The sequence below is a fragment of the Lysinibacillus telephonicus genome, assembly GCF_039654155.1.
Taxonomy (GTDB): Bacteria; Bacillota; Bacilli; order Bacillales_A; family Planococcaceae; genus Ureibacillus; species Ureibacillus telephonicus.
In genome coordinates this window covers 2,434,112-2,460,680 of sequence record NZ_CP155468.1, presented here as the reverse complement: position 1 = coordinate 2,460,680, position 26,569 = coordinate 2,434,112, and the positions used below count along the sequence as shown (strand labels likewise).

General features: G+C 36.3%; 27 protein-coding genes and 1 pseudogene. 20 read left to right on the top strand and 8 right to left on the bottom strand.

Annotated elements, in window-relative coordinates; all coding sequences use genetic code 11:
* The first annotated feature begins 39 nt into the window (after positions 1-39).
* The 7 genes and pseudogenes from MKY04_RS11700 (at position 40) to MKY04_RS11670 (ending at position 6,000) form a co-directional block, all read left to right on the top strand.
* Positions 40-1,002 carry a DUF294 nucleotidyltransferase-like domain-containing protein gene (locus MKY04_RS11700; protein ID WP_246020268.1) on the top strand — a complete coding sequence of 321 codons (963 nt, stop codon included), beginning with the start codon at positions 40-42 and terminating at the stop codon, positions 1,000-1,002.
* Positions 1,003-1,029: 27 nt separating this feature from the next.
* Positions 1,030-1,749 (top strand): exonuclease domain-containing protein, encoded by a 720-nt coding sequence (locus tag MKY04_RS11695; protein WP_126294042.1) that lies wholly within the window; start codon positions 1,030-1,032, stop codon positions 1,747-1,749.
* A gap of 362 nt (positions 1,750-2,111) precedes the next feature.
* Complete coding sequence (locus MKY04_RS11690) at positions 2,112-2,852, top strand: GTP cyclohydrolase II (protein ID WP_126294041.1); 741 nt, start codon at positions 2,112-2,114, stop codon at positions 2,850-2,852.
* A gap of 11 nt (positions 2,853-2,863) precedes the next feature.
* Positions 2,864-3,973 carry a bifunctional diaminohydroxyphosphoribosylaminopyrimidine deaminase/5-amino-6-(5-phosphoribosylamino)uracil reductase RibD gene (gene ribD, locus MKY04_RS11685; protein ID WP_126294040.1) on the top strand — a complete coding sequence of 370 codons (1,110 nt, stop codon included), beginning with the start codon at positions 2,864-2,866 and terminating at the stop codon, positions 3,971-3,973.
* On the top strand, positions 3,970-5,052 hold the full coding sequence (locus tag MKY04_RS11680; RefSeq protein ID WP_126294039.1) for an FAD-dependent monooxygenase: 1,083 nt from the start codon (positions 3,970-3,972) through the stop codon (positions 5,050-5,052). The genes ribD and MKY04_RS11680 overlap by 4 nt, the downstream gene beginning before the upstream one ends.
* Before the next feature lie 17 nt (positions 5,053-5,069).
* Positions 5,070-5,627, top strand: coding sequence for a 5' nucleotidase, NT5C type (locus tag MKY04_RS11675; RefSeq protein WP_126294038.1), 558 nt, complete (start codon positions 5,070-5,072; stop codon positions 5,625-5,627).
* A gap of 42 nt (positions 5,628-5,669) precedes the next feature.
* Positions 5,670-6,000, top strand: a pseudogene (locus MKY04_RS11670) (YybH family protein).
* 224 nt (positions 6,001-6,224) lie between these two features.
* On the opposite strand, the gene MKY04_RS11665 reads toward MKY04_RS11670, so the two are convergent.
* Positions 6,225-6,776: a biotin transporter BioY gene (locus tag MKY04_RS11665; RefSeq protein WP_410799071.1), complete on the bottom strand. Its 552-nt coding sequence runs from the start codon at positions 6,774-6,776 to the stop codon at positions 6,225-6,227.
* A 209-nt stretch (positions 6,777-6,985) separates the two neighbouring features.
* Between MKY04_RS11665 and MKY04_RS11660 the strand changes: the two genes are divergently transcribed.
* The 3 genes from MKY04_RS11660 to MKY04_RS11650 all read left to right on the top strand — a co-directional run bounded on the left by MKY04_RS11660 (position 6,986) and on the right by MKY04_RS11650 (position 9,609).
* Positions 6,986-8,233, top strand: a complete 1,248-nt coding sequence (locus tag MKY04_RS11660) for a DNA polymerase IV (protein ID WP_126294075.1) — start codon at positions 6,986-6,988, stop codon at positions 8,231-8,233.
* A 27-nt stretch (positions 8,234-8,260) separates the two neighbouring features.
* Positions 8,261-9,199, top strand: coding sequence for a ribonuclease Z (rnz, locus tag MKY04_RS11655; RefSeq protein ID WP_126294037.1), 939 nt, complete (start codon positions 8,261-8,263; stop codon positions 9,197-9,199).
* A 116-nt stretch (positions 9,200-9,315) separates the two neighbouring features.
* Positions 9,316-9,609 carry a hypothetical protein gene (locus MKY04_RS11650; protein ID WP_126294036.1) on the top strand — a complete coding sequence of 98 codons (294 nt, stop codon included), beginning with the start codon at positions 9,316-9,318 and terminating at the stop codon, positions 9,607-9,609.
* 304 nt (positions 9,610-9,913) lie between these two features.
* Here the strand turns inward: MKY04_RS11650 and MKY04_RS11645 are convergent, their stop codons facing one another.
* From MKY04_RS11645 to fdhF (MKY04_RS11635), 3 genes are read right to left on the bottom strand one after another with little or no spacing between them, the layout of a single operon-like run.
* On the bottom strand, positions 9,914-10,960 hold the full coding sequence (locus tag MKY04_RS11645; protein WP_126294035.1) for a P-loop NTPase: 1,047 nt from the start codon (positions 10,958-10,960) through the stop codon (positions 9,914-9,916).
* Positions 10,961-10,975: 15 nt separating this feature from the next.
* Complete coding sequence (locus MKY04_RS11640) at positions 10,976-11,452, bottom strand: DUF1641 domain-containing protein (RefSeq protein WP_346234419.1); 477 nt, start codon at positions 11,450-11,452, stop codon at positions 10,976-10,978.
* Positions 11,453-11,467: 15 nt separating this feature from the next.
* The gene (gene fdhF / locus MKY04_RS11635) at positions 11,468-14,392 is read right to left on the bottom strand and encodes a formate dehydrogenase subunit alpha (protein ID WP_126294033.1); all 2,925 of its coding nucleotides are present in this window, start codon (positions 14,390-14,392) and stop codon (positions 11,468-11,470) included.
* A 613-nt stretch (positions 14,393-15,005) separates the two neighbouring features.
* Between fdhF (MKY04_RS11635) and MKY04_RS11630 the strand changes: the two genes are divergently transcribed.
* The 3 genes from MKY04_RS11630 to moaA are packed head-to-tail and all read left to right on the top strand — an operon-like array spanning position 15,006 to position 17,207.
* Positions 15,006-15,353: a DUF2294 domain-containing protein gene (locus MKY04_RS11630; RefSeq protein ID WP_126294032.1), complete on the top strand. Its 348-nt coding sequence runs from the start codon at positions 15,006-15,008 to the stop codon at positions 15,351-15,353.
* Positions 15,354-15,365: 12 nt separating this feature from the next.
* Positions 15,366-16,169 (top strand): formate dehydrogenase accessory sulfurtransferase FdhD, encoded by an 804-nt coding sequence (fdhD, locus tag MKY04_RS11625; RefSeq protein ID WP_126294031.1) that lies wholly within the window; start codon positions 15,366-15,368, stop codon positions 16,167-16,169.
* Positions 16,170-16,190: 21 nt separating this feature from the next.
* Entirely contained in the window at positions 16,191-17,207 is a 1,017-nt protein-coding gene (moaA, locus tag MKY04_RS11620; protein ID WP_126294030.1) for a GTP 3',8-cyclase MoaA, read from the top strand.
* A gap of 41 nt (positions 17,208-17,248) precedes the next feature.
* Here moaA and moaC read toward each other — a convergent pair whose 3' ends face one another.
* The 3 genes from moaC to MKY04_RS11605 are packed head-to-tail and all read right to left on the bottom strand — an operon-like array spanning position 17,249 to position 18,805.
* On the bottom strand, positions 17,249-17,731 hold the full coding sequence (moaC, locus tag MKY04_RS11615) for a cyclic pyranopterin monophosphate synthase MoaC (protein ID WP_126294029.1): 483 nt from the start codon (positions 17,729-17,731) through the stop codon (positions 17,249-17,251).
* On the bottom strand, positions 17,724-18,314 hold the full coding sequence (mobA, locus tag MKY04_RS11610) for a molybdenum cofactor guanylyltransferase (RefSeq protein ID WP_126294028.1): 591 nt from the start codon (positions 18,312-18,314) through the stop codon (positions 17,724-17,726). Before mobA ends, moaC begins: the two co-directional genes overlap by 8 nt.
* Positions 18,311-18,805, bottom strand: a complete 495-nt coding sequence (locus MKY04_RS11605) for a MogA/MoaB family molybdenum cofactor biosynthesis protein (protein ID WP_126294027.1) — start codon at positions 18,803-18,805, stop codon at positions 18,311-18,313. The genes mobA and MKY04_RS11605 overlap by 4 nt, the downstream gene beginning before the upstream one ends.
* A 122-nt stretch (positions 18,806-18,927) precedes the next feature.
* Between MKY04_RS11605 and MKY04_RS11600 the strand changes: the two genes are divergently transcribed.
* The 5 genes from MKY04_RS11600 to moaD are packed head-to-tail and all read left to right on the top strand — an operon-like array spanning position 18,928 to position 22,432.
* Entirely contained in the window at positions 18,928-19,944 is a 1,017-nt protein-coding gene (locus MKY04_RS11600) for a thiazole biosynthesis adenylyltransferase ThiF (protein ID WP_126294026.1), read from the top strand.
* Between the two features lie 13 nt (positions 19,945-19,957).
* Positions 19,958-21,247, top strand: a complete 1,290-nt coding sequence (locus tag MKY04_RS11595) for a molybdenum cofactor synthesis domain-containing protein (RefSeq protein ID WP_346234418.1) — start codon at positions 19,958-19,960, stop codon at positions 21,245-21,247.
* A complete protein-coding gene (mobB, locus tag MKY04_RS11590) occupies positions 21,211-21,732 on the top strand; it encodes a molybdopterin-guanine dinucleotide biosynthesis protein B (protein ID WP_346234417.1) in 522 nt (173 codons plus the stop codon). Before MKY04_RS11595 ends, mobB begins: the two co-directional genes overlap by 37 nt.
* Positions 21,729-22,202: a molybdenum cofactor biosynthesis protein MoaE gene (locus MKY04_RS11585; RefSeq protein ID WP_126294023.1), complete on the top strand. Its 474-nt coding sequence runs from the start codon at positions 21,729-21,731 to the stop codon at positions 22,200-22,202. The genes mobB and MKY04_RS11585 overlap by 4 nt, the downstream gene beginning before the upstream one ends.
* Positions 22,199-22,432, top strand: a complete 234-nt coding sequence (gene moaD / locus MKY04_RS11580) for a molybdopterin converting factor subunit 1 (protein WP_126294022.1) — start codon at positions 22,199-22,201, stop codon at positions 22,430-22,432. Before MKY04_RS11585 ends, moaD begins: the two co-directional genes overlap by 4 nt.
* A gap of 209 nt (positions 22,433-22,641) precedes the next feature.
* Here the strand turns inward: moaD and MKY04_RS11575 are convergent, their stop codons facing one another.
* Entirely contained in the window at positions 22,642-22,863 is a 222-nt protein-coding gene (locus MKY04_RS11575) for a PCI domain-containing protein (RefSeq protein ID WP_126294021.1), read from the bottom strand.
* 247 nt (positions 22,864-23,110) lie between these two features.
* Here MKY04_RS11575 and fdhF (MKY04_RS11570) point away from each other — a divergent pair, with 247 nt between their 5' ends.
* Positions 23,111-26,092, top strand: a complete 2,982-nt coding sequence (fdhF, locus tag MKY04_RS11570) for a formate dehydrogenase subunit alpha (protein ID WP_346234416.1) — start codon at positions 23,111-23,113, stop codon at positions 26,090-26,092.
* Positions 26,067-26,564 (top strand): DUF1641 domain-containing protein, encoded by a 498-nt coding sequence (locus MKY04_RS11565; protein WP_126294019.1) that lies wholly within the window; start codon positions 26,067-26,069, stop codon positions 26,562-26,564. The genes fdhF (MKY04_RS11570) and MKY04_RS11565 overlap by 26 nt, the downstream gene beginning before the upstream one ends.
* Positions 26,565-26,569: the final 5 nt, after the last annotated feature.

The following is a 26,569-nucleotide window of genomic DNA, read 5'->3' as shown; positions in this document are numbered from 1 at the left end:
CTGGGAACAGAGGCTTTTTCTATAAAAGGAAGTGTGATAGTGGAAACGTATGAATCTATTAGAAAATGGAAAGATGAAGCACTGTCCTCCTTCATGAATACAAGTATTTCTCTTAATAAATTTCATGACCAAGTAATGCTTAAAGTACTTGAAGTTGCTAAAGGCAAGATGAAACAATCAACCCCGCCGTGTGAATTCACCTGGTTTATTACTGGTAGTGGGGGGCGTTTCGAACAAGGGTTAATTAGTGACCAGGATCATGGCTTAATCTATGAAATTTCAAATGAAGAAAATGACATATACTTTAAGGAACTTGGTGAAGAGATATCTTATGGTATGAATTGTGTTGGTTACCCTTATTGCAATGGAAACATTATGAGTTCCAATCCAACATGGCGTAAATCGGTAGAGGAATGGAAAATACAATTAATTGAATGGATGAAAAATGAAAGATGGGAATCTATACGCTATTTGCAAATCTTTTATGATGGAAGAGTATTGTACGGAAATACCGAATATCTTAGTGACTTAAAATCTGTTATTTTTCATTATCAACTACAGCATCCAACTTTATTGCAACGTTTTATTGCAAATGTTAAACATATAAAAAATGTCATTGGACCAATGGGGCAGTTACTTGTAGAACAACATGGAGTATATCAAGGGTGTGTGAATTTGAAATATTCAGCTTTCTTGCCATATGTAAATGCAGTACGGTTATTATCTATTAAAGAAGGTATTTTTGAAACCTCAACGATTGATAGAATAGATCGTCTTAAAGGAAAGGATGAATATAAAGAGATGCTTCGTGATTGTAAAGAGAATTTTATAACGCTTACTAAATATCGGCTTTCACTATTAAATGCACAAAATTACGATGATACCCATTATTTAAATATAAAAATTCTATCTAAAGAACAAAAAAAAGAGATAAAACAAATTTTAAAATGTGGGAAACGACTTCATGATGAAGTCATTGAACTAACATTAGCTAAAAATTAATGTTTTTATTAGAAAAGGGTGTTAATAATGGCGTTTGAACCATTCATGCAACTATTAAGGGGAATACAAGGAAGACGAGCTCAAGGAATTGGTGGTATACAAAACTCACATCAAATGGCATATTTAAGACATCTGCAAAAGGAAATAAACAAAGAAGATGCTATGCATGTTCCCTTAAATGGCTTAAATGTTGTTGTATTTGATATTGAAACAACTGGATTTTCTCCTGAAAAAGGAGATAGTATTCTCTCTATAGGTGCGATAAAAATGTGTGGTGCTAAAATGTTAGAAGAGCAAGAATTTTACTCTCTTATTCAATATGACAAAGAGATACCACCAAATATCGTACAGTTAACAGGGATTACAAATGAACAGGTAAGTACTGCGCCGCCATTAGCTGATATTTTAATTAAATTTTTTGAGTTTATTGGAGATTCTACTCTTGTTGCACACCATGCAACACATGAAAGAACTTTTATGCAGTTTGCAAGTGCTAAATTATTTAAAACATCCTTTAAACACCGAATTGTTGATACATCCTTTCTTTATAAAATAGTAGAACCACATTTTCAAAACGTAGCGTTAGAGCGGCTTTGTGAACATAACGGTATTCCAATTGTTGACCGGCACAATGCTCTTGGAGACGCAAAAATGACGGCAATGCTTTGGAGTATTTATCTTGAAAAATCATTAAAAATAGGCTGTGAAACATTAAATGATGTTTACAATTACTTTGCTAGAATGTAATTTTACAAACTTTTAATATAGAAACTTAAAGGACTGTTTAGAAAATAATATTCTTAACAGTCCTTTTACAATGTAAATATTAAATAGATTCTTTTTCCCTAAAGTAGTAGTTATAAACCTCCTTGTCGTAAGAATGCCTATCCCGTTTAAATTTTTGGAATGCGCCTTTTATTGTTAATTTTCGTTTTAAGTTTTTTGTGTGCATGCACAGCTTTTGATTTCATCAATTACATAAGCTATAGTTATATTACAGAGAAATAAAACTTATTAACTTAGTAGGTTTTTCTTTGGAAAATAACGGCTATGATAGTAGTTTTATGATGAGTAGTAGAGTGCAAACTAACGACGGATAGGTGATATAGATGAAAGACTTTTCAAATACGAAAGAAATACTTTTTAATAAAATGACATTAGTTCCATTTAATGATAATGAAAATTTATGCCTTGTAGGCCCAGTGAAATTGCCTATTAAACAAGGAGATTTCCAAACAACGTTTCAGTGGTATACATGGTTAAATATAGATAAAAAGCTTTCAAAGGAAATGGTTCTTGATGCCATTACAAATGACAATTTAGCAGTAAAACAGCAATCATCAGTTCTAGTATACGGTGATTTTACTAATGCGGAAGATGCGATTATTCGAATGCATAGTATTTGTCATACGGGTGATATTTTTGGCAGTCAAAGATGTGATTGCGGCTACCAGCTTCATGAATCAATGAAAATGATAGCTGAGCACGGCTGTGGCGCTATTTTTTATTTAGCGAACCATGAAGGTCGAGGTATCGGTTTGTTTTCAAAATCATTAGCTTACCTATTACAAGAGGAAGGCTATGATACGGTTGAGGCAAACAATGCATTAGGCTTTGAAGATGACACAAGAAATTATGAAGAAGCAATTAGTGTCCTTGAGTCATTACGTTCAAAGCCAGTAACATTAATTACAAACAATCCGAAGAAGCTGGCTGCGTTAAAAGAACACGGTTTACTTGCCCATAATCATATTCCATTATGGGGTGGCTTAACTGAGACAAATCGTCATTATCTTGAAACAAAGGTGAAAAAATCTGGCCATATTCTAGAAAAAGAATTAATTGTTTAAGGAGCACGTATATGAAAACCGATCGTGAATATATGCAGTTAGCATTAGACTTAGCTGCTTCAGCAAAAGGTAATACAAATCCGAACCCAGTAGTTGGAGCAGTCCTTGTGAAGGATGGATTAATTGTTGGGACTGGCCTTCATCGAAAAGCAGGAGAGCCGCATGCAGAAGTCCATGCCTTTAACATGGCGGGTGAGCATGCAAAAGGTGCAACATTGTATGTTACATTAGAACCTTGTTCGCACTTCGGAAAAACACCACCCTGTGCCAATTTAGTAAAGGAATCTGAAGTTAGCCGTGTAGTAGTTGCTACAATGGATCCAAATCCATCAGTTGCTGGACGAGGCATCAGACTACTACAAGAAGCTGGCATTCAAGTTGAAGTTGGTGTATTAGAGGAAGAAGCAAGAAAGCTAAATGAACGATTTATTCATAATATGTTAACAAGTCGACCATTTGTTATTTCAAAATTTGCCATGACGTTGGATGGTAAAATTGCAACACATACGGGCCATTCAAAATGGATTACTAGTGAAGAAGCTCGACTCCAAGTACATGAATTACGCAATGAAGTAGATGCAATTTTGGTGGGAATTGGAACTGTGTTGGCTGATAATCCTTCCTTAACAACAAGACTTCCCCACCGAGAAGGGAAGAATCCGATACGTGTTATTTTAGATAGTGAACTAAAAACACCGTTAGATGCTAATATTGTCAATACAATAGACGCGTCAACAATCATTGTTTGTGGTCCTAATGTGGAAGCGGCAAAGGTAAGTCAACTACAAGAAAAAGGTGTTAAGGTTATTTCTGTTACAAAAAACGATCATGGCTTAGATTTAGAAGAAATGTTAAATGAATTGTATAAAAATGGAATTACAGATGTATTAGTTGAGGGTGGTGCAGAAGTTAATGCATCCTTCCTAAGAGCAGGTTTAATTAATAAATTTCTAGCTTACGTTTCTCCTAAAATACTTGGAGGGCGCAAATCAAAAACACCATTTACAGGTATAGAAGTGGATACTATAGATGAAGCTCTTCAGCTAGAAATAGATTCAGTTGAAAAAATCGGACCTGATTTATGTATTACAGCATACCCTAAGCTTGGTAAAACGAAATGAAATTAACAACGGATGTATGTATTGTTGGGGCTGGACCTGGAGGAGCTTTACTTGCTTATTTATTGGCGAAACAAAATATATCTGTAATTCTATTAGAACGTTTTAAAGAAATTGCAAAAGAATTTCGCGGAGAACATTTAAATGAAGAAGGCGAAGAGATATTAAAAAAGTACGGTTTGTTTGAGAAAATAGAGGAGCTTGGTCTGCTGCGGATGGAAAGATTGGAGTATTGGGAAAATGGGGAATTATTCAAAACGGTTTTACCTGCCCCCAATATAGGACATTTAGGTATCCATGTTCCGCAATCCTATCTACTTGCCGTACTTATTAATGAAGCAAAAAAATACTCGCAATTTTCATTAATGACAGGTACAACTGTAACAGATTTAATAAAAGACGAAGAAGATTGTATAAAAGGTGTTAAAGCGAACAAAGAAGGAAAAGAAATTTTTATTGAAAGCAACTTAGTCATTGGCGCAGATGGACGTCATTCAATAGTTCGAAAAAGGGCTGGAATTGATGTAACAGTCCGAAAACATGGTTATGATTTATTGTGGGCAAAAATACCTGCACCGCAAAATTGGGAGCCAGCAATAAAAATGGCTTTAATAGATGGAATGCAGCTCTCTTTGTTTACTCAAGCAAAGGGCTATATTCAAATAGGGTGGAACATACCTGAAGGATCATTTCCTGCTCTTCGAAAACAGCATTTTACTCCATTTATCGATAAATTAGCCAAAGCATTTCCACAGTTAGAAACGACTGTGCGGAACCATATAAAGTCATGGAGTGACTTTGTGTTGCTTGACGTTCAAAGTAATTCTACTGATTGTTGGGGAAAAGATGGCTTAGCTTTAATTGGAGATGCTGTCCATACGATGACTCCAACAGGGGCCTTCGGATTAAATAGTGCAATGAAGGACGCAGATACATTGGCAACAATCTTAACAAAACAAACAATTTCTACAGTTGATTTGATGAATTGTGCAACAGAACGCAAAAAGGCAGTAGAAAAACTTCAAGCTATTCAAATTGAAAAGGAACAAACATTTGCAACACAATTTGTAATTTATTCATAAGGAAAGTAGGAGCTTTTGTGAAATTTGGCTTTGATATAGATGATACTCTCATTAATCTAAGGGAACATGCATTTCATATTTATAATCAAAAATTAAACCTGAATGTTGGTTTAGAAGTTTTTCGTGAATTAAAGACAGTAGAAATACACGAAGCATTTGGTTTAGACAAAGAAGAAGGCGGCAAAATGTGGTCAAATCTTCTAGAGGAAATTTATTTTACAGATTGTCCGGCTTATGAGGGAGCAATTGAATTTTTAAATAAGCTTGAAAATGAAGGGCATGAAATTTATTACATTACTTCACGTCCAAAGCAATATTGTTCCCAAACAAGACAGTGGATAAAAGAAAAAGGTTTTCCTGTAAAGGACGATCATTTTTACTGTGGTATGCAGGATCATGAAAAAACAGATATTATAAAAAAATTAAATTTAGATTATTATTTTGATGATAAACCAGCTGTTCTTGAAACACTAGAAGACGTTTCAACAAAAGTGTTTGTTAAAGATCAATCATATAATCAGCTTGTTGGAAATCAAAGGGTATATAATTGGACTTATTTTTCGATTAAATATTAAAAAGCATTATTCCTAGTTATCGGCCATATAAGGAGGCTATAGTTGGAACACGAATTGAAAGAGGTTATTAAGAATGTGACCTTTCGATAAAGCAAGAGGATTTTGATGGGTTGATGAATTACTATACGGAGAATGCAATCTTAGTCGTAAAACCAGGTACAATTGCACAAGGTAAAGATGAAATCAAAAAAGCATTTATAGCAATATCAAAATACTTTAACAATACTCTTGAACCAACACAGGGAGAAATGATTATTTTAGAATCAGGTGATACAGCTTTAGTAATTTCCCAAACCTCCTAGAAGCCGATAATATGGATAATCAATATTCAATGGATAGAAGTGCAACTTATGTATTTAAGAAAAATTTATAAGGCGAATGGCTTTGTGCGATAGATAACTCGTATGGAACAGAATTAGTTAATAGTATTAAATGAATTGGGATGACAAGTTTTTTTGTTGACATGAATTAAGACTTGTTTTGCTCAGCTTATACTTTTAAAATGTGATTTTCAGAGTTCGTCTCAATTAAAAACGAACTATTCGTTTTTTACGAGTAGTTCGTTTTTTATCGTATAAACTAGAGTAAAATAAATAATTATGCTAGCTGCTGAAGTAATTGTGCATTTAATAAACGTTTGCGAATAAGTACGCCGAGCCAAGCGGCAGCAGCTGCTTTAATAATTCCTACAATAATAAACGGAGCAGCCCCTCCCATAAAAGCAGCAGTCCAAGACAAGTCACCAACAATTTTTAACCATGTTGTTCCAAATGACAATGTTATAACCATTCCAATGATGTTTGCAATAATTGCTTGAGGGTAAGTTACACCGAACTTAGCCAAATACATTCCCATTATTAATGCTGTTGGGACGAATCCTACGATATAACCACCAGTCGGACCTACTAATATTGAAAGTCCACCTGAGAAACCAGTAAATACAGGTACACCAATTGCCCCAAGTAAAATATATAAAATAACAGAAAGAGTTCCATACCTTGTACCTAAAATTGTAACGACAAGGCCAATTGCCAACGTTTGCCCTGTAATCGGAACAAGTGGCAGTGGGATTGTTACTTGTGCTAATACCGCTATAATTGCTGCACCCATTGCTGTAATAGCATAGGCATAAGTTTTTGATTTCAAAATACACCCTCCTTTGCGTTAACCTAAAATTATAATAGGTTTACAGAAAGAGGATATAATAGTTGCATATCTTTGTCAATCACATTTTTAATAGAAATTGGAAAAAATTTTTTCATCATACGGTGATAAAATAAATAACCTTTGTATAAGAAAATAGAGTAAATACTATGATAATATCTAATGTAGACATCGATTGTTTTAAAGAATGGGGGATGAAGGTGTTGTCAAAAGGACGAATTATATTTCATGTTGATATGAATAGCTTCTATGCTTCAGTTGAACAGGCGCATAATCCTGAATTGAAGGGAAAAACGATTGCAATTGCAGGAAATCCTAAGGAGCGAAGAGGGATTATTGTTACAAGTTCCTATGAAGCCCGAGCAAAAGGTATTTATACAACAATGAATGTTGCTGAAGCTTTGCGAAAATGTCCTGATTTAATTCTACTCCCACCAGACTTTCCAAAATATCGTGCTGCTTCAAAAGCAATGTTTTCTATTTTGAGAGGTTATACAGATTTGATAGAACCAGTATCAATTGATGAAGGCTATATTGATATTACAAAGAACACCGATAATCGTCACCCAATTGAAATTGCAAAGGAGATTCAGTTAAGAATCTTAAATGAACTAGATTTGCCTTGTTCGATTGGTATTGCACCAAATAAATTTTTAGCAAAAACTGCTTCTGATATGAAAAAGCCTATGGGAATTACAGTGTTAAGAAAACGGGATATCCCTACAAAGCTATGGCCGCTGCCTGTTATTGAGATGCATGGTGTAGGTGAAAGCACTGCAAAAAAGTTGGCATCTATAAAAGTTAATACGATTGGGGATTTAGCCCATATTGAGGAGCATGTGATTCGCCAAGCTTTAGGGAAAAATGGTGTTCGTTTACGAGCACGAGCAAATGGTGAAGATAATCGTGAAGTAGACCCGAATTCGATTTATGAAACGAAAAGTGTAGGTAATTCGACAACACTTCCGAATGATGAAACAGATAATGAAATATTGGAAAAGACATTTGACACGCTGGCTAGTAAAGTAGCGGAACGTTTAGATGCGAAAAAATTATGCGGGCCAACATTAAGCATTCTCATTCGTGATGCGGATTGGCAAAATCATACGAGAAGCAGAACTTTCCATAATCCAATTTATCATAAGGATGTCATTTATGAAGAAGCGGTAAAACTATTTTATAAAACATGGGATGGTGCACCGATTCGTCTCCTTGGCGTCACAATTTCAAATGTTATCGATCGCAAACAATCTGTTGAACAACTTTCGATATTTAATTTTGAGGATTTTGCGAAGCAAGAACCAATTTATGATTTAATTAATAAAATTCAAAAGAAATTCGGTAAAGGTGCTATCCAAAAAGGGATTGAAATCGGCAAGAAGTCAAATTATGCTTCTAAAACTAGCTTTAGTAAAGACTTTTTGGATGATTTGAAAGAGTAAAGATAATGAGTAGAACGGAGGCTACTAATGCAGCTACAATTTTTAGGAACAGGAGCAGGAATGCCTTCTAAAGAACGAAATACAAGTGCTCTAGCGTTAAAGCTTTTAGATGAGCGTGGAACAATTTGGCTTTTTGATTGCGGGGAGGCAACTCAACATCGTATTTTACATACATCCATTAGACCTAGAAAAATAGAAAAAGTTTTTATAACACACTTGCATGGAGACCATATTTTTGGGTTGCCTGGATTTTTAAGCTCTCGTTCTTTTTTAGGTGGTGAAGACACGCTAACTATTTATGGACCTAAAGGGCTAAAAGAATGGATTACAGCCTCATTTGAAATCTCAAAGACGCATTTAACATATCCGCTTGAATTTGTAGAAGTTCAAGAGGGGGTTGTGTTTGAGGACGATCAATTTAAAGTTGTTGCCAAGGAACTTGAGCATGTATTACCTTGTTATGGATATCGTATAGAACAAAAACCTTTGCCAGGAGAATTATTAGTCGAAAAAACACGTGAACTTGGCGTCCCAAAGGGTCCCTTACTAGGAAAATTAAAAAATGGGGAAAATGTGACACTTGAGAATGGTACTGTTGTTTATAGTGAGGAAGTAACGGCAGCACCTAAAAAAGGTTTTATTGTAACGATTTTAGGAGATACAAAATATTGTGAAAGCTCGAAAACTTTAAGTACAGGTGCGGATATTATAGTTCATGAAGCAACCTTCGACCATGATACAGCACATCTTGCAGCTAGCTATGGGCATTCAACAAATATTGAAGCCGCAATGGTAGCACGAGATGCAGAAGCTAAAAACATTATTTTAAATCATATAAGTGCTCGCTTTTTACCTTATGATCTACAAAGTTTATTAAATGAGGCGAAAGAAATTTTCCCGAATACGTTTATAGCAAATGACTTTTCAGTTTTTACATGGAAGAATGATGAATTGATGGAAGAGTAATATTTAATTTTAAATGAAACAGCAATCATATGAACGCTATTCGCCAAAAATTAGACAATAAAAAACTTTTATATTATATAGAAAGAACTCAATAACTAGAAGGATGGATAACAATAATGAACGAGCAATTAATAGATTGGATTACGCGTTTTCAAAGGGAGAAAGATATCGACGCTCTTGCAAATTTAAAAGACTATTGCAAAGATATGATTGAACCTTTAATTATAGAATTTACTGAGAAATATGGTGAAGATGCAGGCGAATTGCTACGTTTAAAATGGGATAAAAGATTTTATTTTATTTTTACGAAGTATCAATTGAATGTTGGTTTGCCATTAGACACTTTTGTAAAAAATACGTATCGCTTTTATTTTATGCAAGTTTTAAGAAGAGCTGGTTATATAAATTAATAGGATTATGTTAGTGAATACCACTCAACATATAATACGTGTTCATTTTTTAATAATAGATAAATAATAAACATCTTCGGTTGAATTAGGGTCTACATACCTAGAATTCAATTAGAAGGTGTTTTTTTATGGAAAATAGAAATAATGTAGGCAAAATTAGAGGGGGAGTAGTTAAGTAGTCATTCAATATTTAATAATGAGTAAATACAATTAAAATGAAACAACCAGTTGCAGGGTTAATCCTACAACTGGTTGAATGCTTGTCTTATATGGAAGCGGTCTTATAACCGAACCATTTTTTATATTATCGATAAATAATATCTTCTGCTAGATGAGTAAATACTTCACCAACAACTGAGTCTTCGTCATAAACCGAAGAACCTGTGTTTTCCTCCGGCTTAGCAAATGGTACTCGAGCAATGATATGTGTATTAAGTTCATCTGCCAATTTCTCTGCTCCACCTTGACCGAATAGATAGTTCTTTTCACCATCTGCATTTTCAAAATAAGCCATATTTTCAACAACACCTAAAATCTTATGTTTCGTATGTTGAGCCATTAGACCTGAGCGCGTTGCCACATGGGAAGCGGCATTGTGCGGGGTAGTCACAATGATTTCTTCTGCTTGTGGAATCATTGCAGCTACATCGATGGCAACATCTCCTGTACCGGGTGGTAAGTCTAGTAGGAGATAATCTAATTCACCCCAGTGAGTGTTGGCAAGGAAATTGCGAATCCATTTGTTAAGCATTGGTCCGCGCCACATAACAGGTTGATTATCCTTAGAGAAAAAGCCCATCGACATGACTTTCACACCATTGCTCTCAACTGGAATAGCTGTTTGGTCAATCATTGTTGGTTTTTGATCAATTTTCATCATAGCTGGAATACTAAAGCCATAAATGTCTGCATCGACAATACCAACTTTTTTTCCAAGACGGGCAAGGGCAGTTGCTAAATTAATTGTAACAGTCGACTTGCCGACACCGCCTTTACCACTCGTAACAGCAATAAATTTGACACCGGAATTAGGTTGCAGCATTTTAGGCATCCCTTGATCTGTTACGTTTTGAGCTTTTAGGGTAGCTGTTAGTGTGCGACGTTCTTCATCCGTCATAGAACCGAATTGAAGGGAGACGCTTGTAGCTCCAATATTTTTTAAAGCTTGTTCAATATCTTGTTGAATCTTCGCTTTTAACGGACAACCTTTGATTGTTAAGATTACGTCAAGAGAAACATGGGTGCCGTCAATTTTTATATTGCGAACCATATTTAACTCAACAACGCTTTTATGAAGTTCTGGGTCTTCAACATGCTTTAGTGCATTTAAAATGTTATCGTTTGTTAACATTTCATACCCTCCTTTCTATTTTAAGCCTTTGCCAAGTCCTTTTAAGAAGTGAATGCCAAAGTTCATGGCACGATTCACATCAGGATCATTTAGCATTTTTGCAAGCTTGAAGACACTGACTTTTTCGTCAGTGTCTACCGCTTTGTTTGCTTCATCTAAGCCAGTAGTTAAACTCTCGATAAGTTTTGTTGTTTTTTCTGGGTCCATTGCCGATAAAGCACCGGCAGCCCCCATTAAGTTGTTGATGATATTTGTAACAGGCTTACGAGTTACCTGACCTAATACAATATGAGCAACTTCTTCTTTTGCTTCAAGTAGTTTTGTCACAGCTTCAAGAGCACCGATAGCATTTAAATCTCCTAAAATCGAAAAGATTTCATTTATTGTATCTTCATTTTCGGAAAGAAGTTGTTTTAAGTTCTCTAACTTCTGCTCTTTAATTTGTTCTTCTGTTAATTGTTGTTTTTTAACCGTACTAATTGGTGCAGCCATTCTTTCACTCCTTCATTAATTTGTTGTTAAGTGAACGTAGCCCGGACGATTCCATTTCCGTTGTACTTCAACACCATTTTGTGGGTGACGTTTTTTATTTCTTGGGTTTGTTCTAGGAAGTGGTGATTTTCCTTTTGCTTTCAATACTTCTACTCGAACTTTTGTTTGTTTATAAGCAGGTGTTGATGTATTCACATCGGCACCTCCACCAGTTAAGAAGTTGATCGCTGAATCTTTGCTAGTAGAGTTCATTGGTAAGAATAGTTCGTTACCTTGAACACGATCTGTTACTAGGGCATTTAATTTTAATGCGCCATATGGAGACACTAAACGTAATAACGTTCCATCTTCAATGCCACGCTCTTTTGCCATTTCAGGCGATACTTCTACGAAAATTTCAGGTACTTTCGATTGAATACCTTTCGATTTATTTGTCATGTTACCTTCGTGGAAGTGTTCTAACATACGTCCGTTGTTAATATGACAATCGTACTCTGGTTCATATTCAACAGGTTTCATCCAATCGTCTAAAGCAAAACGAGCTTTTTTGTCAGGGAAGTTAAAGCCATCTTCATATAGTAAAGGTGTATCTTTACCATCGTGACTACCCCAGTTGAAGCTGCCCCATCCTTCTAATACATCGTAGTTCGCTTGAGAGAAAATTGGAGAAAGGCTAGCCATTTCGTCAAAGATTTCGCTTGGGTGACTGTAGTTCCACTCTGCGCCTAAACGATTAGCAACTAATTGAAGGATTTCCCAATCGGCTTTTGATTCACCAAGTGTTGGTAAAACTTGATACAAGCGTTGAACACGACGTTCTGTATTCGTAAATGTACCTTCTTTTTCTAGAGATGGTGCTGCTGGTAAAACAACATCTGCATATTGAGCTGTTCGTGATAAGAACACATCTTGAACAACAAAGAAGTCTAATGATGAAAGAACTTTATCTACATGGTTCGCATCAGCGTCCACTAACGCCATATCTTCACCAACTAAATACATAGCTTTCATTTTACCTTCCATAATCGCATCTAACATTTGTGGGTTATTACGACCTGGTTTCGGTTGAATTTTCACACCATATGCTTTTTCAAACTTAGCACGTGCTTCATCATCTGTTACTTTTTGATAACCTGGTAATAGGTTTGGTAATGTACCCATGTCACAAGCACCTTGAACGTTATTATGACCGCGAAGAGGGTAAGCTCCTGCACCTGGGCGACGATAGTTACCAGTAGCTAAAAGTAGGTTCGAAATAGCAGCTGATGTATAAGAACCACCTGTATTTTGTGTAACACCCATACCCCAAAGAACACATGTACCGTCTGCATCACGAATCATTTCAGCAACATTGATTAACGTTTCTTTAGAAATACCTGTTACTTCTTCTGCATAGTCAAGTGTGTATTTTTCAAGTACAAATTTGAAAGCTCCAAAGTCATGGACATTTTCTTTAATGAAGGCTTCATCATGCCAACCTTGATCGATGATGTATTTTGTTACGGCCATTAACCAAACTTGGTCCGTACCTTGTTTTGGACGCATGAAGATATCAGAGCGTTCAGCCATTTCATGCTTACGAACATCGGCAACGATTAATTTTTGACCGTGTAACTTATGAGCACGTTTTACGCGAGTCGCTAATACCGGGTGACCTTCTGTAGGGTTTGCCCCAACAATAATAACAAGTCCAGCTTTTGCAATGTCTTTAATTGTTCCAGCATCCCCACCGAAACCAACAGTACGTAATAAACCGTCTGTAGCAGGAGATTGACAATAGCGTGAGCAATTATCTACATCGTTTGTTCCAAATAATTGACGTGCCATTTTTTGAATTAAGTAGTTTTCTTCATTCGTAATTTTTGAAGAAGAGATGAAACCAACAGAACCAGGACCAAATTCTTTTTGAATACCACCAAGTTTAGAAGCAATTAAATCTAATGCTTCATCCCATGTTGATTCAACAAATTCTTCGTTTTTACGAATTAATGGTTTTGTAATACGTTCTTCAGAGTTAACGAAGTCCCAACCAAATTTCCCTTTAATACAAGTAGAAACCGCATTTACAGGACCGTCAGAAGGTTGTACTTTTAAAATTTTGCGGTCTTTTGTCCAAACTTCGAATGAGCAGCCTACACCACAGAACGTACAAACTGTTTTTGTCTTTTTCGTACGTTTGCTTCGCATAGCAGCTTCGACTTCAGAAATAGCGAAGATACCGCTATAACCTGGTTCAACTTCTTTGATTAAATCGATCATTGGATCTAACGTATCTTGTTTCAAGCCAGTCATAAAACCAGCTTCCCCAAGCATTGATTTTTCCATTAAAGCGTTACATGGACAAACAGTTACACATTGTCCGCAACTTACACATGAAGAATCATTAATGTTAACGCCGTCATCCCAAATAACACGTGGTCTTTCTGCTTCCCAATCGATGGATAATGTTTCGTTAACCTGTAAGTTTTGGCAAACCTCTACACATTGTCCGCAGGCGATACATTGGTTCGGATCATAACGGTAAAATGGGTGGGTCATGTCCACTTCATGTGGTTCCACTTTTGGTTTGAAAGGATATTTTTGATGTTCAATTTCCATCATTTCTACTGTGTTATGTAGTGTACAGTTCCCGTTGTTATTATCACAAACAGTACAATATAACATGTGATTTTCTAGTAGACGGTCCATTGCTTCTGTTTGTGCTGCTTTCGCTTTGTCTGACTGAAGTTGGATATTCATGCCGTCTAGTGCTTTTGTTGAACAAGAACGAACTAATTGTCCATCTACTTCAACGATACAAGTATCACAAGTTTGGATAGGGTCAACTGATGGCACATGACAAATTTGTGGATGCTCAATGCCATTTTGATTAATGATATCAAGGATTGTAGCTCCTTCTGTTAGTTCATAGGATACCCCATTAATGTTAATTTTAGTCAAGGTAAATTCCTCCTTTTGCTATTTGACTATTATATGACACTAGGTTAATCCTTATGGTAAAGCCGAAAAGAGTATGTTGAGATGGTTATTCCCGATAATAAATTGTAAGAATGGTCTAATTAATCTCTTCTCTAGACTTATCGTGTCGTGTCCCTATTAAGTGATAAAGACACTCATTAACAAAGTGATCATATTGTTGACATGCTCAAAAAAATAAAAAAATCCACCATGAAACGGCATGAATTTTACATGCTGTTTATTCACGGTGGATAAAATTCTTAGCAAGCCGTGCTAAAAACTCAATCTACTTTTATTTTTTTAGATTTAATAATAGAATTCAATCATTATGATTCTTATGCGAATAGTTCAACCTTAATTTGGTAAAACAGTCACATATGAATCAAAATAAATCAATTCCATTTGTAACCACCCTATTATAACGTTTACATTCAAAATGGACAATATTTATCATGCATTTTGTTAATAGTAATAATAATCAAAAAATACTTTCACTTTAAATTTTTTAAAAGTTGCTATATTATTAACAAACTGTAAGGGTGGTCTCCGATAATAAAAATAAAAAAAGTTTAATTACGTAAGGGGAATCGTCAAAATGTCAAAAAAAGTGCATGAATTTAACGACATTATTCGTAAACTGCGCAAAGATTTATTTGGTAAAGGACCGGAGCGTATTCATACTGTTTTTGTAGAAAACATGGCAGTTTCAACATTGTATGGCAATCTGACACCAACAGAAAGATTTATTGCCAGTAAACCAGAAGGGTTAAAAATGGTTCATGCTTCAAGGACAAGTATGATTCAAGAGCTATACTCGAGAAAAACTCCAGAAGGTATGGAAGAATTGATGGGTACAAAACTGCTCCATTTATTTTCAGATATTAAAGTTGAAGAAGATTTGGCTATTTCAGTATTTATTTTTGAGGATAAAATTAGTGAATAAAGAGGAACCTTTATGGAAAAAATAGTAAACCGGGAAATTATACGGATTGAAAACAATAAAATGTTAGAAGTAGAGGATAGCGTTGTGACAGAACACGCTGTCACAGTTAAGATTAATCAGCAAGAATTTGTTACGATGGTTTGTACACCGGAGTATGTAGAAGATATGGTTGTAGGATATTTAGCGTCGGAGCGAATCATTAGCAGTTTTGATGATATTGAAGATATTTGGTATCAAGAAAAAGAAGGGTTTGTGCATATTAAAACAAAACGTATTAATCCTTTCTATCAACAAATTCAAAACAAGCGTTACATCACTTCTTGTTGTGGTATGAGCCGACAAGGTTTTGTTTTTGCAAATGACGCATTAGCATCGAAAAAGATGGAAGATGTTCATGTTCGTATTACACCAGATGATTGTTTTCGTTTAATGAGGGATATGCAAGAATCGGCTGCTACATTCCAAAAAACTGGTGGAGTGCATAATGCATCGCTATGTGATGTAAATGGGATTGTGTTAAGTCGCATGGATATCGGACGTCACAACGCTTTAGATAAAATTTACGGATATTGCTTACGAAATGACATTAGCATGAAAGGTAAAATTATCGTATTCAGTGGAAGGATTTCGTCGGAGATTTTACTAAAAGTATCAAAAATTGGGTGTGAGATTGTATTATCTAAATCGGCGCCAACCGAGCTAGCATTGCAATTGGCAGAGCAACTAGGTATTACGACGGTTGGCTTTATTCGTCAAAATACCCTTAATATTTATACACATAAAGAGCGTATTATATTACCTGAACCAACCCATTAATATGAAAGAAGGAGATTAAAAATTACTAATCTACAAGATCAATTTCAAAGACCGCTAAGAGATTTAAGGATATCAGTAACAGACCGTTGTAATTTTCGCTGTCAATATTGCATGCCTGCAGAAATATTTGGCCCAGATTTTGCTTTTTTACCTTCCGAAAAAATATTGAGTTTTGAAGAAATCGAACGATTAGTAAAGATTTTTGTCTCATTAGGTGTAAAAAAAATACGGATTACAGGTGGTGAGCCTTTACTGCGTCGTGATTTGCCAACTTTAATTGAACGCATTAATCGTATTGATGGAGTAGAGGATATTGCTTTAACAACAAATGGCACTTTATTGAAAAAATATGCACATGATTTGGCAAAAGCAGGATTATCGAGAGTTTCAGTTAGCCTAGATTCGCTAAATGAAGAACGTTTTTTCGAAATGAATGGTCATCGCGGAAAAGTGAAAACCGTATTAGAAGGTATTGAAAAGGCCGCAGAAGCAGGCTTACAAGTGAAGATTAATATGGTTGTTCAAAAAGGAAAAAATGAACAAGATATTGTTACAATGGCCCAATTTTTTAAAGAAAAACAACATATTCTTCGTTTTATCGAATATATGGATGTAGGCAACTCAAATGGTTGGAAAATGGATGACGTTGTGTCGAAGAAGGAAATTCTTGAACAAGTGCAACAAATTTCTCCATTGAAACCTGTTGAGCCTAATTATAAAGGGGAAGTTGCAACCCGTTTTCAATATCAAGATAATCAAGGTGAAATCGGTGTTATATCATCTGTAACCGATTCTTTCTGTTCATCTTGTTCACGTGCCCGTATTTCAGCAGAAGGAAAATTATATACTTGTTTATTCGCAACAGATGGAACAGATCTACGCGAATTATTAAGAAATGGGGAAGATGATGCATCCATCATCCAATGCATTTCAAATGTGTGGGAAAATAGAACTGACCGCTATTCAGATGAACGAAATGAACAGACGATGGAAAAAAGGAAAAAATCCAAAATCGAAATGTCGCACATCGGTGGTTAAAAACAAAAAAAATCGGCAACAAAATGCCGGATTTTTTTTGTTTATTTACGGGTAAAGGTGCCGCTTTTTCCACCCGTTTTTTGTACAAGATATGTTTCTTTAATAACCATATTTTTATCAACAGCTTTACACATATCGTAAAAAGTCAATGCCGCAATGGATACAGCCGTTAGAGCTTCCATTTCAACGCCTGTTTTACCACTACATTTTACAGTAGCTTGAATGTGTAGTTCATATCCAACGTCGGCTTTGCTATATTCAAATTGGAAATCTGTTCCTTGCAACATAATCGGATGACACATTGGGATAATATCAGCCGTTTTTTTGGCGCCCATTATCCCAGCAATTTGTGCTACTTGCGTAGGATCACCTTTTTTGATGCCGCCTTGTTGGATAGCTTGATAGACTTCATCGGATAAAGATATTGTACTGCGAGCAATTGCTGTACGTTCTGTAATTTCTTTTTCTGAAATGTCGACCATTTTAGGACGACCTTCTTCGTTCCAGTGGGTAAATTTATTCATAATTAGACTCCTTTTTAACTGTTTGTGCCCAATCTAGTTGAGTATTGATATTGATAAATGTTGAGTTTTCTTCTTCGAATTCAACATAACAAACTCGCACTTGATCTAACAAGGCTTTCATACTTCTTTTGTTTTGTTGGATTAATAGATTTGCTATTGGTAAAGCAGTGCGACGATAAAGAGCAGCAAGAGGTTGTAATCTTGAATCTTGTTTAGGAACAATCGCATCATATCGGTCATCGATATATGTAAGCATAGTTTGGACAAAATCTGCATTCATATAAGGCATATCACTGGCTACTACAAAAAACCATTCATTATCTGGAAAATTTGTCATGATGTTTTGCAATGCAGACAGTGGTCCTTGATGAGGCTGTTTTTCAATGATCATTTGGGTGTGTTCTTCTGCAAACTTCTTTTGCAAGCTAGCATTCGTAGCGATAATTAAAGGTTCTAGCCGACTGTGTTGTAAGGCAATGAGACTGTTTTTATACAAAGGCTGACCAGCGAACAATTCAAACATTTTTGGTTGGCCATACCTTGAAGATTGACCGCCAGCTAAGACAACTCCAGCAATTTTCATAGGCGATTCAACTCACCAACAAAATGTTGAACAGTCGGAAGAATTAGTTTTGTCATAGCAAGTGTCACTGCATTGACGGAACCTGGCAATACATAAATGGCGGATTTAGCGCGACTGCCGGCTGTGGCACGGCTGAACATAGCTTTTGGACCGATTTCTTCATAGCTTAATGAACGAAACAATTCTCCAAACCCCGTCATTTCTTTTTCAAAAAGGGGGACAATGGTGTCGTAAGTTTGATCTCTAGGTGTAAATCCTGTGCCACCTGTGATGATGATTGTATTGATTGTTTGATTTTCACACCATTTTAATACATGCTTTGATATATCAGATGGTTCATCTTTTGATATTTGGTAGTCCATTACTTCAAATGAAGCTTCTTGAAGGAGCGATTGAATTCGTTGACCACCGAGATCATCCACCTTTGTGCGTGTATCACTTACTGTTAAAATGGCAGCCACTATAGGAAGTTGGTTATGTGTAGGGTGCAAGGCAAGGGACCTCCTTTTTAAAGAGTTAAAATTTAGTGTTTATTGAAAAACAATGCTTTTATTATAATGCTATAAATGAAAAGGTCAAACGAAAATTCATAGAAAGAAAGGCAAAATACTTTATGGATAATAGATATTCTAGACAACAATTATTCAGTCCAATCGGTGAAAAAGGACAGCAATTACTAAAAGAAAAGCATGTTTTAATCATAGGTGTCGGTGCATTGGGCAGTGCCAGTGCAGAAGCTTTAGTTAGAGCAGGCGTTGGAAAGTTGACGATTATTGATCGTGATTATGTAGAGTGGAGTAATTTACAAAGACAGCAACTGTATACCGAACAAGATGCCAAAGAAAAAGTTCCAAAAGCCATCGCTGCAAAAAAAAGGCTTCAAAGTATTAACTCAACTGTGAACATTAACGCATTGATTGTTGATGCAAGTACGGAGCAATTACAAGAACTGCTTGAAGATGTAGATATTATGATAGACGCAACGGATAATTTTGATGTTCGCTTTATGATGAATGATCTTGCCCAAAAATATCAAATTCCATGGGTTTATGGGTCTTGTGTTAGCAGTTATGGTGCGACTTATACGATAGTGCCAGGCAAAACACCTTGCTTACATTGTTTGCTAAAAGTGATGCCCAACACAGGGATGACATGTGATACGGTAGGGATTATAAGTCCAACTGTTCAAATCGTAGCAGCGTATCAAGTAGCAGAAGCATTAAAACTTTTAGTAGGTGATGAAGATGCAAGACGAAAATCCTACTTAACTTTTGACGTTTGGAAAAATCAACATTATGAAATAAATGTGGAAAAAATGCGCAATGATGATTGTCCCTCTTGTGGTCATAACCCCACATTTCCGTACTTATCCTATGAAAATCGAACAAAACTAGAAACTTTATGTGGTAGAGATGCCGTACAAATTCGTCCACCTAAACCTACTCACTATAATTTAGAGCAGCTCGCTGTTCAACTTCGCCCTTATGGTGAAATACAAATAAATCCTTATTTACTCTCTTGTCAAACACCAGATTATCGGGTGGTCGTTTTCCAAGATGGACGAGTGGTCATTCATGGTATACAGGATATACAAAAAGCTAAAAGCATTTATTATCGTTTATTAGGATAAAGGAGTGTACCTGATGTTAGAAAAAAGAAAACCAATCGCAGTAGGGGAAGCTGTTCAACGTGTGATGGAATTTGCATTTCAAGAAAAAAAAGAAATTGTCCCATTACTACAAGCCCATGGGCGTTTTCTTGCAGAAGATGTCGCTGCAGATGCTGATGTTCCAGCTTTTGATCGTTCACCTTATGATGGATTTGCTATTCGTTCAATCGATAGTCTAGAAGCAAGTTCAGATCATCCAGTAACCTTTAAAGTTGTTGGAGAAATTGGTGCAGGCTTTGTTTTTGAAGAAACAGTTGGTTACCTAGAAGCAGTTCGCATAATGACGGGTGCCCCTATCCCAAAAGGGTGTGACGCAGTTGTCATGCTAGAATTAGCACATACCTTTGAAGAAAATAACGAGATGTATATGTCCATTAAACGGACTTTTGAAGCAGGAACAAATATTTCCTACAAGGGAGAGGACGTTCAAAAAGGGGCCATCCTTTTAGAAAAAGGACAATATATTAATCCAGGTGCTATAGCTTTACTTGCTACTTTCGGTTACGATCAAGTTCCTGTTTTTCGAAAACCGATTGTAGGTGTCATTGCAACCGGGAGTGAGTTGCTCGAACCAGCGGAGTCTCTACAACCAGGCAAAATTCGAAATAGTAATGCGTATATGATTATGGCTCAAATTGAACGTGCTGGAGCAAGCGCCAAATACTTTGGGAAATTTGGCGATGATTTGAATGTATGTATTGATGTTGTTAAAAACGCCTTACAGGAAGTAGATCTATTAATTACTACAGGAGGCGTTTCTGTAGGTGACTATGATTACTTGCCAGCAATTTATGAAGCAATTGATGCGAAAGTATTGTTTAATAAAGTAGCAATGCGGCCAGGGAGTGTAACAACTGTGGCGGCTAGAGACGGGAAAGTTTTATTTGGACTTTCAGGTAATCCTTCCGCTTGCTATGTTGGTTTTGAATTATTTGTTCGTCCAATAATTCGCACAGCATTTAGTAATAAGCAGCCACATTTACGGAGAGCGTCGGCTGTTTTAGGTGCCGATTTTACAAAAGCGAATCCATTTACTCGTTTTGTCCGTGCAACAGTTTCATACGATAATGGACAATTAGTTGCAGTTCCTTCTGGTTTTGATAAATCGAGCGCGGTTTCTTCCTTAGTGGAAGCGAATGCCTTTATTGTACTGCCTGGAGGATCCCGGGGATACGAAAAAGGAATGCAAATAGATGTGTTATTGTTGGAAGATTTGCAAGGAAGTGAGTGGCCTTGGAACAACATCATAAAATCATACAAGTAGTAGGTTATCAAAATAGTGGAAAAACGACGCTAATGGAACAACTTATTAGACAAGCTACTGCTGAAGGTCTAAAAGTAGGAACAATAAAGCATCATGGACATGGTGGTATTCCTATGAACGATTCAAAAGATAGCGTTCGTCATGAGAAGGCTGGGGCAAGGATAGCAGCAGTTGAAGGAGATGGTACTTTGCGTATGAGTATTCATCGTAGCAACTGGCAACTTGACGAAATACTAGCAATTTATGCTTCTTTTAAAATGGACATCATATTGATTGAAGGATATAAGAACGAACACTATCCAAAGGTTGTCCTTTTGCGAACAATAGAAGATCAAGTTTTACTTCAAAAAGTGTCCAATATCAGCTGCGTAATCTATTGGCCAACCTATCCACTAGACAAGTCACTAGATTACCCAACTTTTTCAATTCATGATAAAGCACAGTATATGGAATTTTTAATGGCAGAAATGAGGGGGAAAATATGAGTATATCTTTTTTTGAAATCGTAGATAAACCAATTGACGTTGAGGAAGTTAGACAAAAAGTTGTAGACCGAAACGCTGGTGCTATTACGATTTTCATCGGAACAGTACGCGAAATGACGAAGGGGAAGAAAACACTCCATTTGGAATATCAAGCCTATCCAGAAATGGCAATTAAAATGTTTGAGCAAATCTCTAAAGAAATACAAGAAAAGTGGCCGGAAGCAATCGTTGCGATAACACATCGCGTTGGTTATTTAGAAATTTCGGATATTGCCGTAGTTATTGCGGTGTCATCACCACATCGTAAAATTGCCTATATGGCGAATGAGTATGCGATTGAGCGCATTAAACAAATCGTTCCTATTTGGAAAAAGGAGTATTGGGAAGATGGAACAGAATGGATTGGCGATCAATTAGAAAATGTTCCATATCCGGAAAATCTACCTACCAAGAAAGGAGAACGCTCGTGATTAATATATTATTATTTGCTCACTTACAAGAAGCAATTGGTAAATCAGAGTTGAATATTGACCTGTCAGATTATACTGTTGGTCAAATTAAACAGTGGATGGAAAATCAATATCCACAACTTTCTTTGCAAAATATGATGGCAGCTGTAAATGAGGAATTTGCAACAGATGACATCATTGTAAAAGATGGAGATACACTAGCCTTTATCCCACCTATTAGTGGAGGGTGAAAAGAATCAGTTGGTACAGCTCACTTTGAACCGACACATCTTTAAAAACATACCGAGCCAATCTAAAAAAGTCGATTCCTATTTGTATAGGAATTCGACTTTTTTTGTTATCATTCATATACGATTGTTGGTGATACATCTTTAGGATGAACTTGCAATCCCTTTTATACCAAGTAAAAATTATAATGGTTTAAAATATATTCTCCTCGCTATTGGGGTAATTGATAGATTTCATAATTTGGCGGCTCAGGCAGCGTTGATTTATTTAAGCGCCCTTCTTTAATTAATTCCTCCAATCTTTTTTCAACATCCTCAGACTTTACACCAAATATATCTGCAAGTTTTACTGTAGAGAGGGCAGTATATTTCGGCTTTTTAGTTGAAGAAACAATCATATTTTGAACACGTTCATATAATACTTCCTTATCCATTTTTTCAAACCTTCCTTTTAATGAATTTCAAAAATGAATTAAATAAAGTATCCCTTATAAGATTAACCTTTAATCCTTTTTCTTATGCCTATTGATTTATAAAAATGATAAGAGTTTAGCTGCCGTTTTTTAATAGTGTAGGTAAATATAAATGATTATCCCTTTATTTATTGGACATACTTTGGAGGAAAACTGTTTTGTAGGAGCATCCATAATTATTTAAATATTGTAAATAAGGAGTAATCATATGAAAGAAACTTCATTTTCCATCCAAATTAATGGGCAAGAATTTACTGTCCATTCTGAACAAACGATTTTGGAAGTGGCACAGGCAAATGAATCCTATATACCGAGTATCTGTTTTCATCCCAATCTTGGAACCATTCAAACTTGTGATACATGTTTTGTCAATGTTGATGGAGAAATGGTTCGTGCATGTGCAACCAAAGTACAACCTGGCATGAATGTAGATACAAGTTCTAAAGTTGTAAAAGATGCTCAATATGAAGCAATGTCTAGAATATTAAAGAATCATGAGCTGTATTGTACAGTCTGTGACAATAATAATGGGAACTGTGTCGTTCATAATACAGCTGAATATTTGGAAATTGAACACCAAAAATATGAATTCGAAGCAAAGCCATACCCACCAGATCATTCACATCCATTTTACCGGTATGAGCCAGATCAATGTATTTTATGTGGAAGATGCGTGGAGGCTTGTCAAGATTTACAAGTGAACGAAACATTAACTATTGACTGGAACCGAGAGAAACCACGTGTCATTTGGGACAACGATGTACCTATTGATGAATCATCCTGTGTAAGTTGCGGACATTGTGTAACGGTTTGCCCATGTAATGCATTGATGGAGAAATCGATGCTCGGTGAAGCTGGTTATTTAACAAATATTCCACCAAAAATTTTAGAACCAATGATTGATTTAACAAAAGAAGTAGAACCAGGCTACAAAGAAATTTTTGCGATTTCCGAAATGGAAGCGGCGATGAGAAAGGCAAGAATTAAACGCACGAAAACGGTATGTACGTATTGTGGGGTCGGATGCAGCTTTGAAGTTTGGACAAAAGACCGTAAAATTTTAAAAATTGAGCCCCAGGAACATGCGCCAGTAAATGGGATTTCTACATGTGTAAAGGGAAAATGGGGTTGGGATTATGTTAATAGTGAAGAACGCTTAACAAAACCTTTAATTCGTAAAGGAAATGAATTTGTGGAAGCAACCTGGGACGAGGCCCTTAAATTAATTGCGTCAAAATTAACAGGCATTAAAGAACAATATGGACCTGATTCCATCGGATATATTGCATCATCTAAATGTTCCAACGAGGAAAATTTCCTATTCCAAAAATTTGCCCGCGCTATTATGGGAACAAATAATGTTGATAATTGTTCAAGGTATTGCCAATCCCCAGCTACAGCAGCTCTTTTACGTACAGTTGGAATTGGAGGAGATTCTGGAACAATAAGAGACATTGAAAAATCAGAATTGATTATAGTTATTGGCGCTAATCCAGCTGAATCCCATCCTGTTCTTGCAACGCGTATTAAACGTGCTCATAAGCTTCACGGACAAAAACTTATCGTTGCAGACTTAAGGGAAAACGAATTAGCGGAGCGTGCGAACTTGTTTATTCATCCGAAACCTAGTACAGATCTTATTTGGATATCCGCTGTAACAAAATATATTTTAGATCAAGGCTGGGAAGATAAAGAGTTCTTAAAAAACCGGGTAAACGGTTTGGATGAATATATTCTATCTTTAAATAAATACACACTCGACTATGCTGAAAAGGCAACAGGTCTATCAAAGGATGACATGATTCAAGTAGCTACTATGCTCCATGAATCTAAAACAGCCTGCATCCTTTGGGCGATGGGTGTTACGCAACATAAAGGTGCAACAGATACGAGTACTGCAATCGCTAACTTGCTGCTCATCACTGGAAATTTTGGACGGCCGGGAACAGGAGCTTACCCGCTAAGAGGACATAACAATGTTCAAGGAGCTTGTGATTTCGGTACAATGCCTGCATGGTTGCCAGGATATGAACCTATTCAAGATGACAAGGTTAGAAAACGTTATGAAGAAGCATGGGGAGTTACATTACCGAAGGACCCAGGTTTGGATAATCATCAAATGCTGGAAGGGGTTAAGGAAGGCAAACTGAAGGCTTTATATTTATTCGGTGAAGAGATGGCATTGGTGGATTCAAACGTAAATTTTGTGGATTCTATGCTTGAGAAATTAGAATTTTTTGTTGTCCAAGATGTGTTCTTTAGTAAAACTGCTCAATTTGCTGATGTTGTTTTACCAGCAGCTCCGAGCCTTGAGAAGGATGGTACCTTTGTAAACACAGAACGTCGAATTCAAAGGTTTTATAAAGTGTTTGAGCCTATTGGAGACTCCAAACCAGATTGGATGATATTCCAAGAACTTGCGAATATTCTTGGAGCGAATTGGAACTACCAACATCCAAGTGAAATCATGGATGAAGCAGCAAGCCTTGCGAAATATTTTGCTGGTGTAAGTTACGAAAGACTGGAAGGTTTCAACAGTCAAATTTGGCCAGTTTCTAAAGATGGTACGGATTCACCACTTCTATACGAAAAAAAATTCGTTTTTCCAGATGGCAAAGCGCGTCTTGTACCAGTTGACTGGACGCCTCCTTTTGAAGCAGGAGATGAATATGATCTACACCTTAATAACGGTCGATTGTTAGAACATTTCCATGAAGGAAATATGACGTACAGATCTGAAGGGCTTACACATAAAGTTCCCCATCCTTGGCTTGAAATTTCACCGGAACTTGCAAAGGAAAGAGGCGTTGAAGATGGTTCTTTAGTACGACTTACATCCCCTTATGGTCAAGTTAAAGTAAGAGCCATTGTCACGGACCGTGTAACAGGAAATGAATTGTACTTGACGATGAATACACGGGAAGATGTGGAAGCTGTTAACCGTCTAACGAGTAGTTATCATGACTTAATTACCCATACACCGAACTATAAAGAAATGGGTGTCAAAATGGAAGTATTGGAACAAAAGGGAGAACCGCCGTTGCCAAAGGTAAATCATCGATTTGGAAATCGTATGCCGCAAATTAGTGTACGAGTGGAAGAGAAGTGGAAACGGGATGATTTTACCCCAATCACGGAATTGTTCGAAATAGGAGGAGACCAATATGGCGGAAGCAATCAAGCAAATTAGAAAAGAGATTCCTACTCCGGAACAGGAACAATCACAAGCAATTGCAGATATTATTGCTGCACTAGCAAGTAATCGAGAAGCGATTATATCAACAATCGGGATTATAAAACATCTCCAAGATATGGGTGTCTTAGACGCTCTAAATGGGTTGCTTGAAAAACGCGTTGATGTAGGAGCAATTGCTATACAGCAAATCAATCAGCCGGGCATGCATAATATGATAAAAAATGGCATGAACACTATTAAATTCCTTGGTCAATTGAATCCTGATGAATTGCAAATCATGTTGGATGGAGTATCTCGAGGTCTAGAAAAATTAGGGGAAAGAATCGATAAGAATGAAAAAGTCAGCTTATGGCAACTTGGAAATAGTGTTCGAAACGAAGAAGTAAGAACATCACTTTTTACTATGTTAGGTTTATTAGAAGGTATGGGTGAAGTATTTCAGAGGGATAAGCGAGAGCTACATTAAAAAGG

Bases quoted from the DNA above. Each gene is read 5' to 3' on its own strand.
- MKY04_RS11690 (WP_126294041.1), top strand. From the start codon at position 2,112: ATGAAAGACTTTTCAAATACGAAAGAAATACTTTTTAATAAAATGACA.
- MKY04_RS11630 (WP_126294032.1), top strand. From the start codon at position 15,006: ATGTCAAAAAAAGTGCATGAATTTAACGACATTATTCGTAAACTGCGC.
- MKY04_RS11650 (WP_126294036.1), top strand. From the start codon at position 9,316: ATGAACGAGCAATTAATAGATTGGATTACGCGTTTTCAAAGGGAGAAA.
- MKY04_RS11695 (WP_126294042.1), top strand. From the start codon at position 1,030: ATGGCGTTTGAACCATTCATGCAACTATTAAGGGGAATACAAGGAAGA.
- rnz (WP_126294037.1), top strand. From the start codon at position 8,261: ATGCAGCTACAATTTTTAGGAACAGGAGCAGGAATGCCTTCTAAAGAA.
- fdhD (WP_126294031.1), top strand. From the start codon at position 15,366: ATGGAAAAAATAGTAAACCGGGAAATTATACGGATTGAAAACAATAAA.
- moaC (WP_126294029.1), bottom strand. From the start codon at position 17,731: ATGAATAAATTTACCCACTGGAACGAAGAAGGTCGTCCTAAAATGGTC.
- mobA (WP_126294028.1), bottom strand. From the start codon at position 18,314: ATGAAAATTGCTGGAGTTGTCTTAGCTGGCGGTCAATCTTCAAGGTAT.
- MKY04_RS11595 (WP_346234418.1), top strand. From the start codon at position 19,958: ATGTTAGAAAAAAGAAAACCAATCGCAGTAGGGGAAGCTGTTCAACGT.
- ribD (WP_126294040.1), top strand. From the start codon at position 2,864: ATGAAAACCGATCGTGAATATATGCAGTTAGCATTAGACTTAGCTGCT.
- MKY04_RS11575 (WP_126294021.1), bottom strand. From the start codon at position 22,863: ATGGATAAGGAAGTATTATATGAACGTGTTCAAAATATGATTGTTTCT.
- MKY04_RS11640 (WP_346234419.1), bottom strand. From the start codon at position 11,452: ATGGCTGCACCAATTAGTACGGTTAAAAAACAACAATTAACAGAAGAA.
- fdhF (WP_346234416.1), top strand. From the start codon at position 23,111: ATGAAAGAAACTTCATTTTCCATCCAAATTAATGGGCAAGAATTTACT.
- MKY04_RS11565 (WP_126294019.1), top strand. From the start codon at position 26,067: ATGGCGGAAGCAATCAAGCAAATTAGAAAAGAGATTCCTACTCCGGAA.
- MKY04_RS11600 (WP_126294026.1), top strand. From the start codon at position 18,928: ATGGATAATAGATATTCTAGACAACAATTATTCAGTCCAATCGGTGAA.
- MKY04_RS11660 (WP_126294075.1), top strand. From the start codon at position 6,986: ATGAAGGTGTTGTCAAAAGGACGAATTATATTTCATGTTGATATGAAT.
- MKY04_RS11585 (WP_126294023.1), top strand. From the start codon at position 21,729: ATGAGTATATCTTTTTTTGAAATCGTAGATAAACCAATTGACGTTGAG.
- MKY04_RS11645 (WP_126294035.1), bottom strand. From the start codon at position 10,960: ATGTTAACAAACGATAACATTTTAAATGCACTAAAGCATGTTGAAGAC.
- MKY04_RS11680 (WP_126294039.1), top strand. From the start codon at position 3,970: ATGAAATTAACAACGGATGTATGTATTGTTGGGGCTGGACCTGGAGGA.